12 protein-coding genes are annotated in these 15,698 nt (G+C 62.1%); 7 read left to right on the top strand and 5 right to left on the bottom strand.

Annotated features, from left to right (window positions below; genetic code table 11):
- Positions 1–79: 79 nt before the first annotated feature.
- The 5 genes from hemQ to hemL are packed head-to-tail and all read left to right on the top strand — an operon-like array spanning position 80 to position 4,958.
- Positions 80–862 carry a hydrogen peroxide-dependent heme synthase gene (gene hemQ, locus FH975_RS06415; RefSeq protein WP_153078102.1) on the top strand — a complete coding sequence of 261 codons (783 nt, stop codon included), beginning with the start codon at positions 80–82 and terminating at the stop codon, positions 860–862.
- Entirely contained in the window at positions 862–1,881 is a 1,020-nt protein-coding gene (gene hemC / locus FH975_RS06410; RefSeq protein WP_162320553.1) for a hydroxymethylbilane synthase, read from the top strand. The genes hemQ and hemC overlap by 1 nt, the downstream gene beginning before the upstream one ends.
- A gap of 59 nt (positions 1,882–1,940) precedes the next feature.
- Complete coding sequence (locus FH975_RS06405) at positions 1,941–2,663, top strand: uroporphyrinogen-III synthase (RefSeq protein WP_162320552.1); 723 nt, start codon at positions 1,941–1,943, stop codon at positions 2,661–2,663.
- A gap of 10 nt (positions 2,664–2,673) precedes the next feature.
- Positions 2,674–3,657, top strand: a complete 984-nt coding sequence (gene hemB, locus FH975_RS06400) for a porphobilinogen synthase (protein WP_162320551.1) — start codon at positions 2,674–2,676, stop codon at positions 3,655–3,657.
- Positions 3,654–4,958 (top strand): glutamate-1-semialdehyde 2,1-aminomutase, encoded by a 1,305-nt coding sequence (gene hemL / locus FH975_RS06395; protein ID WP_162320550.1) that lies wholly within the window; start codon positions 3,654–3,656, stop codon positions 4,956–4,958. The genes hemB and hemL overlap by 4 nt, the downstream gene beginning before the upstream one ends.
- 33 nt (positions 4,959–4,991) lie before the next feature.
- On the opposite strand, the gene FH975_RS06390 is transcribed toward hemL, so the two are convergent.
- From FH975_RS06390 to FH975_RS06380, 3 genes are all read right to left on the bottom strand, one after another.
- Positions 4,992–5,603, bottom strand: coding sequence for a LysE family translocator (locus FH975_RS06390; RefSeq protein ID WP_162320549.1), 612 nt, complete (start codon positions 5,601–5,603; stop codon positions 4,992–4,994).
- A gap of 210 nt (positions 5,604–5,813) precedes the next feature.
- Positions 5,814–6,074, bottom strand: a complete 261-nt coding sequence (locus tag FH975_RS06385; RefSeq protein WP_153078108.1) for a hypothetical protein — start codon at positions 6,072–6,074, stop codon at positions 5,814–5,816.
- Positions 6,075–6,112: 38 nt separating this feature from the next.
- The gene (locus FH975_RS06380; protein WP_162320548.1) at positions 6,113–6,832 is read right to left on the bottom strand and encodes an exonuclease domain-containing protein; all 720 of its coding nucleotides are present in this window, start codon (positions 6,830–6,832) and stop codon (positions 6,113–6,115) included.
- A gap of 160 nt (positions 6,833–6,992) precedes the next feature.
- On the opposite strand from FH975_RS06380, the gene FH975_RS06375 reads away from it, so the two are divergent.
- The gene (locus FH975_RS06375; RefSeq protein WP_162320547.1) at positions 6,993–10,217 is read left to right on the top strand and encodes an ATP-dependent DNA helicase; all 3,225 of its coding nucleotides are present in this window, start codon (positions 6,993–6,995) and stop codon (positions 10,215–10,217) included.
- Positions 10,214–13,915, top strand: coding sequence for an ATP-dependent DNA helicase (locus tag FH975_RS06370; protein ID WP_162320546.1), 3,702 nt, complete (start codon positions 10,214–10,216; stop codon positions 13,913–13,915). Before FH975_RS06375 ends, FH975_RS06370 begins: the two co-directional genes overlap by 4 nt.
- Positions 13,916–13,933: 18 nt before the next feature.
- Here FH975_RS06370 and FH975_RS06365 read toward each other — a convergent pair whose 3' ends face one another.
- Entirely contained in the window at positions 13,934–14,494 is a 561-nt protein-coding gene (locus FH975_RS06365) for a pyridoxine/pyridoxamine 5'-phosphate oxidase (RefSeq protein WP_162320545.1), read from the bottom strand.
- A gap of 25 nt (positions 14,495–14,519) precedes the next feature.
- On the bottom strand, positions 14,520–15,692 hold the full coding sequence (locus FH975_RS06360; protein WP_153078112.1) for an MFS transporter: 1,173 nt from the start codon (positions 15,690–15,692) through the stop codon (positions 14,520–14,522).
- Positions 15,693–15,698: the final 6 nt, after the last annotated feature.

The following is a 15,698-nucleotide window of genomic DNA, read 5'->3' as shown; positions in this document are numbered from 1 at the left end:
CGCGGGGCCCAGGCGTCGTCGTCAGTAATTCTTCTACGTCTTGTAGAAGTGAGTTGCCGGTGCGCGATAAGCTGACTCCATGACTTATGGTCGCAACGCTCAGCGCAGCCCGGAGGACGTCAACTCATCCGGAAAAGACTGGTTCACTGTCTTCACCGTCTTCGCCCGCACCGAGTCCCGGTCAGCCGTTGACTGGTGGGAGCCCAAGCACCGCTCAGAGGTTCCTGCAGGGCGCAAAGCAGAGAAGATTGCCTCAGCCTTTGACGACGTCGTGAGCTCACTGGCCGGCGGAGGTCTGGGGCACGACGAGGACACTGCCGAACTCCGAGGTGTCTATGACGTCTCCGGAATGCGCGCCGGTGCGGATGTGATGCTGTGGGTCACCGGCCACAAGGCAGAAAAGATCCAGGCAGCATTGCGTGCCCTGCACCGCACAGAACTGCTCAACACCACGGAGATGGTCTTCTCCGCCATGGGTGTTCACCGCACCGCGGAGTTCGCCCGCGGCCACGTGCCGGCCTTTGCCCGCGGAGTGGAGCCGGAGGAGTGGCTGACCGTCTACCCGTTCAACCGAAGCTACGACTGGTACCTGCTTGACCCCGCCAAGCGCGGGAAGATGCTGCGCGAGCACGGTGAACTCGGGCAAGAATTCCCCTCAGTGTTGGCCAACACCACGTCCGCGTTCGCGCTCAATGACTGGGAGTGGCTGCTCGCTCTGGAGGCTCCGGACCTGCGGGACCTGGTGGACATGATGCGCAGGCTGCGCGAGTCAGAAACCCGGTACCACGTAAGAGACGAAATTCCGTTCTACACCGGACGCCGGCTTCCTGAGACCGTCGACGTTGTTGAAGTGCTCTCCTGATGGAGACCTTCCGCGTCGGCACACGGGGGAGCAGGCTCGCCATGCGGCAGAGCACCACAGCGGCTGAGGCGCTCGCCGACCTGGGCGGATTGGACTATGAGTTGGTCACCATCCGCTCAGAAGGGGATGTGCTGACCGGTCCGCTGAGTCAACTCGGCGGCACCGGAGTCTTCGCCACGGCCCTGCGGAAAGCCCTGCTCGACGGTGACATCGATGTGGCGGTCCACTCGCTGAAGGACCTGCCCGCCAAAGACGTGGAGGGGCTCAATATTGCGGCGGTGCCCGAACGCGCAGACGTCCGTGATGCCCTCTGCTCCGCCGATGAGCTCAGTCTCGAGGAGCTCCCAGAGGGCGCCAAGGTGGGCACAGGCTCACCCCGCCGGGCCGCGCAACTGCTGGCCGCTCGACCAGACCTGAACATCGTGGACATCCGCGGCAATGTCGGCACCCGCCTGGCGCGAGTCCGTGGACGTGAGCACGCCGCTGAGAAGTCCAGTCAAGCGCCCGACGCCGCCCGCGGGGACTTGGATGCTGTAGTCCTCGCCGGTGCCGGGCTGGCGCGGTTGGAGCTTGCGGCTCATATTTCGGAGCTGTTGGATCCGGAGGTGATGCTCCCGGCACCCGGACAGGGTGCACTTGCGGTGGAAGTCCGCAGCTCACCATCTGAACCGGGCACCTCGCTGGCAGTCAGCTTGGCGCAGCTGGATCACCTGGAGAGCCGGTTGGAGGTGACCGCCGAGCGGGCACTGCTGGCTCGGTTGAACGCCGGCTGTTCAGCGCCGATCGGCGGCCTCGCCCGGTGCGAGGACGAACCCGACGGGGGAGTGAAGCTGCGTCTTGACACTATGGTCTGCGCCCCCGACGGATCAGAGGTTCAGCGAGCCGGCCAGGAGCTGACGCTGGAGCCCGGCGTCACCCTCGAAGCTGGCATCACAGCTGCCGCCGACCTCGGCAACAGGGTGGCAGAAACGCTGCTTGCTGAGGACCGTGGCCTGCTGCAGCACGTCATCGACTCCTGAATCCCCGGAGAGGCAGACCCAGTGAACGCTTGGCCGCTTGACCATCACATAGGTCCGCTATGCGCATCGTGCTGACCCGCCACTCTGACCAGACCGGCGACCTTGAGGCAGGTCTGCGACAGGCCGGCCACATATGCGTGCACATGCCCCTGACCCAGCAAATTCTGCCCGAGAATCGCAGCGAACTCAGCACAGCGATTCAGCGCCTCGAACAGGGAGACTTCACCTGGTTACTGCTCACCAGCGCCAACACCGTACGCGCACTGCTCTCCTGCGGATGGTCCGGCGCGGTTCCGGAGAAGACTAGCGTAGGCGTCGTCGGGCCCGGGACTGCACGGATACTCGAAGAACGCTGCTGGCTGAAAGCGTCGTGGATGCCGCAGGACCACAGCGCCGCAGGCATGCTCGCCGAAATGCCCACACCGGAGTCCGGGACGAACCTGCTACTTCCCCAGTCAGCCCAAGCGCGCCCAGATCTGGCTCAGGGTCTCTCCGCAAAAGGCTGGAACCTCACGCAGGTGACCGCGTATGCCACAGTCCCGCTGCCCCGGCCGGAGCTGGACCACCCCGAGCCGGAACTGACGGGGGACGATGCTGTCCTGGTCACCAGTTCCAGCGCCGCAGAAGTCTGGGTCACCCTCCGCGCACCACGGGCAAAGGTTCTCGCGATCGGCCGCCCTACCGCTGAGACCCTGCGTCAGCTCGGTCGCCCCGCCGATACTGTCCTGGGCGAACCCACAGCTGCTGGAGTCCTTCAGGCGCTGGCTCAGCTGGACCTCTAGACTGAAGACCATGGCTTTTCCCGCTGACCGACCTCGCCGGCTCCGCCGCACACCTGCCCTACGCAGACTGGTGGCTGAGACGCGGCTTCACCCTGCAGACTTCATCCTCCCGGTATTCGTCCGCGAGGGTCTTACCGAGCCGGCTCCGATCAGCTCCATGCCTGGAGTAGTGCAGCACACGGAAGTGTCCCTGCTGGAAGCCGCTGGTGAGGCCGCGGATCTGGGTTTGGGTGGCATCATGCTCTTCGGCATCCCTGCCACACGTGATGCGCAAGGAACCGCTGGTTTGGACCCTGATGGGATCCTCAACCGAAGTATCCGCGCGGTGAGGGCCCGTGTGGGCGACTCCTTGCCCGTGATGAGCGATCTCTGCCTGGACGAGTTCACCGACCACGGCCACTGCGGGGTACTTGACTCCCATGGGGAGGTCGACAATGACCTGACTCTCGGGCTGTATGCGCAGATGGGAGTTGTCCAGGCCGACTCAGGTGCTGACGTCGTCGCGCCCTCAGGAATGATGGATGGTCAGGTTGCTGTGATTCGTGACGCGCTCGACGCCGCCGGGCACCACACTGTGCCCATCCTTGCGTACTCTGCCAAGTACGCCTCCGCATTCTATGGCCCGTTCCGTGAGGCAGTAGACTCCCAGCTTCAGGGGGACCGCCGGCAGTATCAGATGGACGCTGGAAACCGGACTGAAGCGCTCAAGGAAGTCCAGCTGGATCTGGCTGAGGGTGCCGATATGGTGATGGTCAAACCGGCCAGCGCCTATCTGGACATTCTGTCCGATGTCGCCGAGATCAGTGATGTGCCGGTCTCCGCCTATCAGGTCTCCGGTGAGTACGCGATGATTGAGGCGGCCGCCGGCAACGGATGGGTGGACCGCAAAGCCGTGGTGCTGGAGGCGCTCACCGCCATCCGCCGCGCTGGAGCCACCAGTGTTTTGACCTATTACGCCGCTGAGGCAGCCCGATGGCTGCAGGAGGACCGATGACCACCAACCAGGATCTCTTCGACACTGCCCAGACGCTGATGCCCGGGGGAGTGAACTCCCCAGTGCGGGCCTTCGGCTCCGTGGGGGGAACGCCGGTGTCCATGGTGGAGGGCCAAGGGCCATATCTGACCGACGCCGAGGGCAAACAGTATGTGGACCTTGTCGGCTCCTGGGGGCCTGCCCTTTTGGGACACAGTCATCCTGCTGTGATGGACGCCGTGCGCGCCACTGTGGAGAAAGGCCTCGGCTTCGGGACCTCCCACCCGCTGGAGTCAGACCTGGCGGAACTGGTGCGCTCCCGGGTACCGGGTGCGGAAATGATCCGCATGGTCTCCACGGGCACAGAGGCCACTATGACGGCGATCCGGCTGGCCCGCGGCGCGACGGGCAAGAACCTGGTGGTGAAGTTCGCTGGCTGCTACCACGGACACTCAGACGGTCTGCTCGCTGCCGCCGGCTCTGGTGTGGCTACCCTAGGGCTGCCCGGGTCAGCGGGTGTCACAGAGGCTCAGGCCTGGGAGACCATCGTCATTGAGTACAACGACCGTGAGGCCCTGGAGACTGTGTTCACTGAGCACAGCGGGAACATTGCTGCGGTGATCACTGAGGCAACCCCGGCGAATATGGGTGTGGTGGCGCCGGAGCCTGGTTTTAATCAGCTCATCCGTGACCTCACTGCGGCGCACGGAGCGCTGATGATATTTGATGAGGTGATGACCGGTTTCCGGATCACCGAGGCGGGCTATTGGGGCGCCTCGGGCCGGAGTGAGGGCTGGACACCGGACCTGTTCACCTTCGGCAAGGTGATCGGTGGCGGTCTGCCGACGGCTGCTCTAGCTGGCCGCCGTGATGTGATGGAGCACCTGGCCCCCACCGGTCCGGTGTATCACGCGGGTACGCTCTCGGGGAATCCGGTGGCGATGGCCGCAGGTGTGGCGACTTTGAACAATGCCACCGCTGAGGTGTATGAGCACATCGATCTTAAAGCGCAGGTGGTCGCGGACGGGCTTGCTGCGGCGCTGAACGACGCAGGTGTCGATCACACCATCCAGAAGGTCGGGTCTCTGTTCTCCTTGGCGTTCGGGACCTCTGCCACCGGAGTGCATAACTACTCCGAGGCCCAGGCGCAGGAATCCTTCCGGTACGGCCCGTTCTTCCACGCCATGTTGGACCAGGGCGTCTACCTGCCACCCAGCGTTTTCGAGGCCTGGTTCCTCTCCGCCGCCCACGACGACGCCGCCGTCGACCGTATTCTGCGGGCCCTCCCACAGGCAGCCAAGGCAGCCGCAGACGCCGGGTGACCGCCACTTCAGCGACCTGTTGGCTGCTAGCCTCTACCGAGTTTCGAGTGCCAAGCGACCCGCCAGGAGAACGTACGTAGCCGCGAATGTCCGGCGCAGCCAGTTCATGACTTTGGGCCGGCTGATGACTAGATCTCGCATTGCGGCGGCGAATATACCGTAGAGGGCGAACACGAAGAAGGTGAGGCCCATGAACGTGAGACTGAGTCCGACCATATGCCACGTGCCATGCACCCCGTCAGCGGGGACGAACTGGGGCAGAAATGCGAAAAAGAAGATAGTCAGCTTCGGGTTCAGGAGGTTGATCAGCACGGCTGTGCGGATTACGCGCCAGAATGACACCGGTGCGGGATTACTGTCGATTTGAATCGCAGACTTGTCACGTAGTGTTTGCCAGGCCAGGAACAACAGGTAGGCGACTCCGAACCATTTGATGGTCTGGAAAGCGACCGCTGACGTGTTCAAAATCGCCGCAAGCCCCGTCACAGCGGCAACCATGTGGGGGATCACCCCGACCGTGCAGCCCAATGCGGCCACGAGCGCGGCTTTCGTTCCCCGAGAAAGACCGGCCGCGATTGAGTACACCGCGCCGATTCCAGGAGTGGCTACCACTATCAGAGTGGTGATCAGAAATGCCACGTTCATAAGGTCACCTTCGAAGCCTTTGCCTCAGCCACCATGCCGTCACGACGCTTCTGATTGACGCCGCTTCATCTCCGCGTGCTCCACCTACTGGCGCTCAGAAACCGAACCCATCCATTATCTCAAGCGAGCACTCTGTGTCTACACTCGTGAACTCTTGCGCGGGCACCCCGGATGATTATTCTCACCCCTCGAACGATACCGACCACTGGTTCAGGTTATGCCCAGAAGCAGCAGAGCCGGCTGGATGTGCTCACCCCAACCACCAATATTGCTGTAGTCAACATACTGTTGGCGCCAGCGCCTGAAGAGCCAGAACCCCAGAACGAAGACACCTACGGCGATAACGAGAACACTTGTGGGTAGCGCTCCCGAGGCGGTGCGGGGAACGTCGTTGGCATGATCACGGCTCCACCGCTCTTCGAAGCGGCGCTCCTTGTCGTCTTTCTCCGAGTCCTCGGGCGTTTCAGTCATAGCCTCTATTGTCGCGCACATGTGCCGCGTTGTGCCCCTTAGAGTGGCCAAGCCCCGTCAATCACTGCGTCGATCTTCCCCTGCCTATGCAGATAGGCCTGAAAGTCTTCAGCTTGGTCCGCTTTCCACCCTGACTGAAGGGCGTGGAGCTCGTCAGCTGGCATCTGAAGTTCTGGATACTTCTCTGCCTGGCAATCTGCCACCTGCACTGCAGCGAGTGCATCAGGAGCAGCAGAGTGCGCCTCAGCCAGCTCCACATTGTGGACACCGCAGAGATCAGGCAGCCGCCGCTTACCCCGCCGGTACTTGTCGACCTGTTTATCAATGACAAGGGGATCGATGATCGGCCTGGGTATCGGGAACTCCAGTCCGTAGCGCTCAGCCTCAGCACGCAGGACGGCCAGATCATAGGGGGCGTTCATCACCACCACGGCGGAGCCAGAGAGAAATTCGCGGGTCAAAGCTGCCAACAGTTCCGCCACAGCCTCAGCGGCATCCTGGCCATGCTCACGCGCGTATTCAGTGCTGATTCCGTGAATCGCCACCGTCTCCTCAGGGATCTCCACGCCTGGATCAACCAACCACTCACGCACTCGAGGCGACGCGGAGTCCTCAGGGTCGAAGGTCACCAATGCAGCCGAGACAATCCTGGCCTCAGCGGGGAACCTCGAGGTGGTTTCCAGGTCGAACCCCACACGGCGCTGCCGGTGCCAGGAGTCACTGACGGGATGCAGGTCAAACAGCGCTTCACTTTCCATGCTCGACACAATACCGGGGAGGTCTGAAATGCCTGCGCGTACCTGACCCGAGCCGGAGAATGTCTGAGGCTGCACGTAGCCTGAGATGACCGCTCCATGAAAGTCTGGAACGTGCACAACAGGACCTAGGCCAAAGCAGATGAACGCACAAGGAGAGAGCATGGGTGAGGGCAGGATGGCCGGACTACCGACCCCGCAGTGCCCCACGCTCGTCTACGGCGCACCGGGGTCGGGAAAAACAGCCTTGGCGCTCGAGTCGGCGCTGGATTTTCTGCGCAGTGGTGAGGACTCGCGCAACATTCTGGTCCTGTCGCCCACCCGAGATTCCTCCGCCTACCTCAGGGATGAGATCGAATCGCGCTGGGGCGCAGAAGCTCCCGGCGCTGCGCTCAGCGAACAACCCTCCCGTTCCTTTGCCTCATACGCCTTTTGGGTCCTGGGAGAGGCACGACGCCGCAAAATGCTCAGTTTCAGCGCCCAGACGCCGCGGCTCCTCTCGGGCGCGGAGCAAGACCACATCATTCGGGACATCATCGAGGACATGGTTAGTGACGGGGCTGTGGACAGCTGGCCCACGGGCTTGAGAGAGGCTACTAAAGCCGACGGTTTCCGCAAAGAAGTTCGCGAACTCCTTGATCGCGCCCGCGAACATGGCATCACTCCCACCTGGTTGGGAAGAACCGCTCAGGAGCGGCAGGTGCCGGAATGGCAGGCAGCGGCTGAAGTCTATTCACGCTACCTCGAACGGTTCAGCTCAGCAGACTATGAGGATGCATATGATCCGGCAGGTCTGATCAGCGAGGCAGCCCGCCTCCTGGAGAACAACTCTGAGCTGCTGGACGCGGAACGCCACCGGCTTATGCGCATCGTCGTTGATGATCTCCAAGAAGCCAGCCCCAGTGTCTACCGCCTGCTGAGACTCATTGGTGCCGGCAAACCGGTCCTGGCATTGGCGAATCCCGACACTGTGACTCAAGGTTTCCGGGGGGCCAGGCCAGACAAACTGAAGGGCTGGCGAGAACTCATGGCGCCTGATCCGCGTCGGAGCCTCTATGGCCAAGCCCCGGAGATACATACGTTGACGCAGTCACACGGCATGGCTGGTCGTATCGCCGAGGTTTACGCTCGCACCGTTCAGCGGATCTCAGCGCCATCGGAAACTGCTCTTCGCCGAATGTGGCAACCGTACCTACACGGGGATGTGGAGGAGAGTTCTCCGGACGGTTCCGTCGACGCGGTCACGGTGGTCAGCGACCACGCTGCGGAGCGCGCCGTCTTGGCGGAGATCCTCCAGCGGTATGACCACGGCAACGTTCCCTTCCGCCAGATTGCCGTTATCGCTCGGAGCGGAAGCACAGCGCGGCGGATGGGGAGGATTCTGGCGGCCCACGGGATACCGGTCCGCCAGTCCATGCGAGATATTGTGCTCAACCAAGAGCCCGCTGTGGCACCGCTGTTGAAAATTTTGGCCTGGGCCGCTGACGGAAGTGACGCATCGGCGATCACACTGAGCCTCAGTGACGTCCTAGAACTCGCTGACTCCCGGTACGGTCTCGGCGACGCACTGAGCTTCCGTCGACTCCGGCAGGACCTCCGCCGGCACGAACGAAAACTCGCCACTGCAGAGAACCGGGATCCACGAAGCTCCGACGATCTTATTCTGGCTGCGGCTCACAACCCGCAGGATCCCATCCTGAACACTATTGCGATCCCCGCCAAGGGCGACAGGCCCGAAACTCCCGGCCACGGACTGAGGCGCATCGCCCGGATGCTCCAGGCAGCGCGCACGGCGTCTCAAGCCGCCTCAACACGACCAGGTGAGCTGCTGTGGGAGGTGTGGGACGCCGCGGGCATCGCCGAAGCCTGGCGCGAAGCCACCAAACACCCGGGATGGGATGCGGAAAGGGCAGACCGGGACCTTGACGCTGTCCTCGCGCTCTTTCACTCCGCTGAGCGGTACGAACAGCAGAATCCCCACGGGTCCGCTGCCGGGTTCGCTGACCACATGCAGAGATTAGAACTGCCAATGGACACCTTGGCCCAGACCGTCGCTGACGACGACGCTGTGGAGGTGCTGACCCCCACCACCGCGGCAGGACGGCACTTCAACTCGGTCATCGTCTTAGACCTGCAGCAAGGTGTCTGGCCTAACGCCCAACCCCGTGGTGAGCTACTTCGCAGCAGGGAACTCGCCGACGTGGCCGAAGGGCAGAGCCATGGTGCCAGCCGGAGTCTGATGGTCAAGCGCATGCAGACCCTTCAGGACGAATACCGCCTCTTCACATCAGCCATGTCCCGGGCAACACACCGACTGTTCGCAGTAGCGGTGGACAACCAAGAAAGCAGGCCCAGCACCCTACTCGACCTCATCACAGCTGTGGAAAACCGGCCGGCTCCGACAGAGACTGAGATCCGTCCGTTGACCGAAGCGTCCCTCGTGGCCGAACTTCGCCGGACTCTCGAAGCAAACCCGGCAGATCGCCACGCTGCACAGGCACTTGCTGCGCTCGCCCAGCACAACATTCCCGGTGCGAATCCAAGCACATGGTGGGGTCTGCCGCAGCTGACCACCACTGAACCGCTCTTCGGCCCCGATGAGGACCTGACAGTGTCGCCCTCTACAGTCGAAGCCGCCATTACGCAGCCCCTTCAATGGTTCACGACCCGGGCCGGTGGCACCGAACCCACGGACTTCAACCGGATGCTCGGAACGCTTATTCACTCCATTGCCGAAACCCACCCGGAAGAGACTGATGTCCAGAAACTGCACCAGGTCTTGGAGAGCCGCTGGCACGAACTGAGGTTGGAGGGCTGGGAAGGTGAGGCCCGGAAAGCCCGAGCGAGAGATATGCTCCGGCAACTTGCTGGCTATCACGTTCGGGTGGGCAACCGAGAAGTGGTCGGAACTGAGATACGCGCCTCCACCCGCCTAGACATCGAAGATCCCATGCGGACCGGGGCCGTCTTTATTAGGGGAGAAATCGACCGCATCGAGCGTGAAGCCGGAAAGTTGCACATCGTGGATCTCAAGACGGGAGGCAAGGCGCCAAGTCCCGCAGATGCAGAACGCCACCCGCAACTTGGGCTCTACCAGCTGCTCGCGGCAGGAGATCCGTTCCTCAAGCCACTCGGAGAGGTGGAAAAAGCGGCACTTCTCTACGTCGCAATGAACAAGCGCGCAACCATCCGTGAGCAAGAAGCCGTTCCGCTCGATGAGCCCGGCGTATGGCCTCTGAAACAGCTCCAGCAGGCCGTGCACGCCATGACTCAACCGACTTTCGAAGCACGTGCGGCCGCAAGTGCGGGAACAGGTCTCTGGAGCACCTGCCGAGTTGGACCGCTGTGCCCACTGTGTGAGGAGGCCAAGCAGGTGACGCAGCCATGACTGTTCAGGAAAACGGCTTAAGATTCACCCCTGCCGAGATTGCGGAAGCCCTCGGAGAGTTCACCCCGACCCCCGAGCAGTGCGCCGTCATCGAATCCGGTCTGGAACCCATGTTGGTGGTCGCCGGGGCCGGCTCCGGAAAGACCGCCACGATGGCTGACAGGGTGGTCTACCTCGTCGCCAACGGACTGGTCACACCGCCTGAGATCCTTGGAGTCACCTTCACGCGTAAGGCTGCTGGTGAGCTCGCCGAGCGCGTCACCGAGAAGCTTAAGAAACTCGTGGACAACCACCTCATACAAGCCGAGGACCTTGTTCCACCTGAGCTGCGCGCCGCTGCCTACGGCGGCGGTGACCACCCCGACGTAGACCTCACCAGCGTGGTCGAACCCACTATCTCCACATACCACTCCTACGCCCACTCCTTGGTCAGCGAATACGGCCTGCACATCGGCCTGGAACCAGAGTCCGAGCTCATCGGGGGTGCCCAATCCTGGCAGATCATCACCGATCTCATCACCAACTACGACGACGGTGCTGCGCTCATCCGAGCTGAAGCCAACCCCAACTCGCTGCCTGAGCAGGTGTTGAAACTCTCTCAGGACATGGCAGAGCACCTCAGAACGCCCTGGGAAGTCATCTCCTGGTTGGACTCAGAGATCACCCGCGCAGAGCAATGGGAAGAGCACCTCAGCCAAGACGGACAGAGTCTGCTCAACACGCTGAGGCTGCGCCGTGAGACCGCCAAGCTCGCAGCCGAGTATCAAGATGTCAAACAGTCCGAAGCCTTCATGGACCATGGAGATCTGCTCCGCTACGCTGCACAACTCGCCGCAGCAGAAGACTCACCGGTTCGAGCGCGTGAACGCGAAAAGTACAAGGTTGTCCTGCTCGACGAGTTCCAGGACACCTCCCATGCGCAGCTGAAACTCTTCGCCGACCTCTTCGGTCGCGGCACCGGCCACGCGGTCACAGCCGTCGGAGACCCCAACCAATCCATCTATGGGTTCCGCGGAGCCTCTGCCGGGCAACTCTTCCAATTCCCTCAGATGTTCCCAACCCGAGATGTTCAAACCCGCCGAACCCGGTCCGCAGACTTGAAACAGCTGACCATCGCATGGCGCAACGGCCGCAGCATCCTCGACGTAGCCAATCAGCTTGTCAAGCCCTTCACCCTCTACACCGAAACGAGCGGCCCCTCATGGCATCGCGGTACAGGACATCTGCGCCGCCAGCTCAAAGAACTCATCACTGCCGACCGGATGGATACTCAAGGGCGAGTCCTGAGCCAGGAAGGATCGCCGCTCAGTGATGACTCTGGCGGCGAACAAGAACCGGTGCAGCGCATCGTTCCGCCTTCCAGCGTCGCCGACGGACACGTCTCCTTTGGGTTCTTCGCCACAGAAGATGAAGAGACCGAAGCCATCGTTGCGGAGATGCGGGCCGAACTGGATGTCTGCGCGGACGAAGACCCTCCTGAATGCGCAGTCCTCGCCACCACACACGGCCAACTGGCGAAGATCGCCGACGCCCTGCGCCGCAGTGGAATCCCCCACGAGCTTGCGGGCCTTTCCGGGCTGCTCTACCGCCCTGAGATAGTCGAGCTGCTCGCTTATTTGCGAGTGCTCTCAGACCCCAAACGTTCAGACGAACTGATCCGGATCCTCGGGGGAGCCCGATTCCGAATAGGGCCCAAAGACCTTTACCTCCTGGGCCGCAGCGCATCTGGTCGTGCTCGGCAGCGCAGCGGGAGCTTTACCAGGGAGGACGAGGACCAACAAGGCTCCCTAGAACCCGAACTCGATGAAATGCCGTCACTGATTGAAGCTCTTGATCACTTCGATCTTGACCCGACAGTTGAAGAGACTTCCCTTCGCGGCTTCTCCCCAGAAGGCATCACGCGTCTCTCCCAGGCCAGAGACCAATTCCGAACTCTTCGAGAGCTTCTTCACCTTGACCTTGGCAGTCTCATCCAGCGCATCATTCACGAAACCGGGCTCGGCGTCGAGGTCTCCGCCCGGCCGTGGGAAGTAGGCACTCATCCCACACGGCAACTGGACGCACTCATCGAATACGCTGAATCGTTCGCCTCCTCCTCAGCAAGTCAAGACCTCACAGGATTCCTCGACTGGCTCAACGCGGCGGCCCACCAGGAAAGGGGGCTGGAACAGGCAGCAGCGGACCCACAACCCGGTGCCGTGCAACTGCTGACCGTCCATGCTTCCAAAGGATTGGAATGGGACGTCGTCGCCGTCGCCGGGCTGCGCCGCGACCGCTTCCCCCGCAGACCCGCCATGGCCAGCCGCTGGACGAAAAAAGACGGCGACCTCCCGTGGCCCCTCCGCGGAGACTCTGAGTCGCTACCCCAATGGCTCAGTGACCAGATGGAAGACACCGACAAACGCACCGCACAGGTCTGGGCGCGCTCGGCCGGTGCCACGAACTCACTGAAGAACTATGAAGGACCCGTCTACAAAGACGAATGCGTTGCGTTCAGTGAAGAAGAGGACCGTCGCCTTGCCTACGTTGCCATGACCCGAGCCAAAACGCGGCTATTGTGCACTGGCGCCTGCTTCTACGGGGCGTCCGGTGGACAAGAACCTTCCCCGTTCCTGCTGAGCATTCGCGATCTCGCACAACAGACCTCCACGGCAGAGCGGTTCACTGAGCTTACCTGGCATGAATACGATCCGGAGCAGCAGAACCCCCTGGCGGACATCATCCTCAGCGCCACGTGGCCCTACGATCCGCTAGAAGAGCTTCCCGTCCGGCAACAGCGCCTGATCAAAGCTGATCTTCAAGACCCCACCTCGGTCGACACCTACCAGGACGTGTACTCCGCAGCTGCCCCGCTACCGCGGACAAGTCGCAGGCCAGCCATGACAGAGGCCGCGGATCTGGTTGCGCAACAGCTCAGAGAACCCGCAGTCCTCACCTCTCCTGGGGTAAGTCCCTGGGCGGAGCAAGCACGATTGGTGATCCAACGGGCGGAGCAACGCCGCTCCTCCGCCCGTTCGCTGCATCTGCCCAAGCAGCTATCAGCTTCATCCGTGGTGCAGCTGCAGCACGACCGGGCGCAGGTTCTTGAACAGGCGCGCCGTCCCATTCCGCAGAGACCCTCATCTGCGGCCAGGCGCGGCACAGCCATTCACGCGATCATCGAACAGGTTCTCGAAATACAAGCATCGCTGCCCGATATAGACGAGCTCTTCGCCACCCACGCAGAGGATGACATCGAAGGGCATCTCGAGCTGGAACGCGTCCGCGCCAGCTACCAGAACAGTCCCTGGGCGGCCCAACCCGCTTTTGCCGTCGAGATCCCCCTAGAAACCACCCTGGGTGGGACCACGCTGCGCGGCAGGATCGACGCCGTCTTCGCCAGAGATCCACACGGCACGCCCCTGAGTAACCAGATCTTTGAGATGTGGATCGGACTTCCTCGAGCTGAGCGGGACCGTAAGATGGCCAGCTGCACCTTCGACCTCGTCGACTGGAAAACCGGGGATGTCCCCAAGGGAACCGAGATGGAAGAAAAGGAGCTGCAACTCGCCGTCTACAGGATCGCCTTCAGCAGGCTCTACAGCGTGCCGATGGCGAACATCCGCGGACACTTCGTCTACCTCGACCGGGACACCGTCCACTCGCCTGAAGAACTCGCCGATGTCAGCGCAGTGGAGTCCATCATCAACGGCACCTAGAACCGATCGGAACTACTCTTAATCCTCGGCGATATCCACACGCCACGACGAACCCTGCGGCACATACACCACACGAATATGGGCACGGTCCGGGGAGCCCTGCCAAAACTCCACACGGTCCGGAACCACTCGCCACAACGTCCAATCATCGGCAGCTACCAATTCCTGAGCCGCGGGGCTGCGCGCCTGCAAATCCGCCTCACTCTCCTCTCGCGGAGCTTCCACTACGCGGCCCCGAACGCGCACCGATCGCATGACCGGCTGCCACCACAGGGTCAACGCGGCCGCGGGGCAATCACGCAGCTGCTGTCCCTTGCGGCTCGACGCGGTGCTGGCGAAAGCCCACCCCCGCGCGTCCACGTCCTTCAGGATCAGCATGCGCGAATCGGGGACACCGTCAGCATCAACTGTGGACAACGCCGCAGTGCGGGGCTCCTCTACACCTGCAACCAGGGCATCACTCAGCCACGTGAAGAACACATCCACCGGGTCCCCGGGCAGATTCGTCACATCCATGGTCTGAGGCTGACCGGTCAACGCTCGGATAGAACGCAACAACGCCCTCGTCTTCTCCGTCATCTCAGGAGTCTACGACTCCGTCAGCTCAGATTCTCTGACCCGCCCGCTTCGTGAGCAAAATAGCGTAGAGCGCAATGACCACACCCAAAGCTGCTGCAATCGCACCAGCGTAGGCAGGCGCACGGAGGCCCAACCCCATATCAATTGTCACTCCACCCATAATCGCGCCCAAGGCATTGGCAGCATTGAACGCTGAATGGTGGAAACTCGCAGCGAGCTGCGGAGCCTTAGGCGCCGTATCAATGAGATGAGTCTGCATCGCTGGGCCGAGGTTCGATGAGGAAACACCCACGCAGAACAGCAGGATCAGCATCATCCACGGAATGTGCGCGAATGCAGCAAACAACACCATAAACACCGCGACCATGACCATCGCGATCAGCACCGTACCCAGTACGGACTTATCTGTAGCCCAACCGCCCATAAACGTGCCGATGACCATCCCCGCACCGAAAATGAGCACAACCCAGGGAAGGGCGCTGTCGCTGAAGCCTGTCACCTCAACAGCCACATGCGACAGATAGGTGTAGATGGCGAACATTCCGGAGAACCCGACCACGGCCAAGCCAATCCCCACCCATAGTCGCTGATTCGCCAAGGCACGCAGCTCGCCCTTAACAGATGCGCCCGCCGGAGCCGCTTGACGGGGGGCGAGGTAGGCCACCGCAAGCATTGTCAGTGCTGCCAGCGCCGCCACAATCAGGAACATCCAGCGCCATCCGAACAGCTGCCCGATCCACGTCACTGCTGGAACGCCGGAGACATTGGCGATTGCTAGGCCGGAGAGGACCACGGCGATCGCACGTCCCCGCTTGGCCGGGCCCACCATCTGCGCACTCATCAGCGCTGCAGTCGCGAAGTAGGCGCCGTGGGGCAACCCGGAGAGGAACCGTCCAACCAGGAGAGTCTCAAAATTGGGTGCGATGAAGCTCAGTACGTGCGCGATGATAAACAGCACCAGCAGAAACAAGGCATAGGCCTTCCGCTCCCGCTTAGCGCCCATCAGAGCCAGGAACGGTGCACCCACCACCACACCCAGCGCGTAGGCAGACACCAATAAGCCACCTTGGCCGTAACTTACGTCGAGATCCAACACGATCTCACGCTGCAATCCCATAATGGCGAACTCGGTGACACCGATGGCGAAACCGCCTGTCGCCAGTGCCAGTATCGCCCAGGCCATCTGGGTACGGGTCATGTGGTT

Source organism: Nesterenkonia haasae (assembly GCF_010119385.1).
GTDB classification, from domain to species: Bacteria; Actinomycetota; Actinomycetes; order Actinomycetales; family Micrococcaceae; genus Nesterenkonia; species Nesterenkonia haasae.
This window is presented reverse-complemented; position numbering and strand designations above follow the sequence as displayed.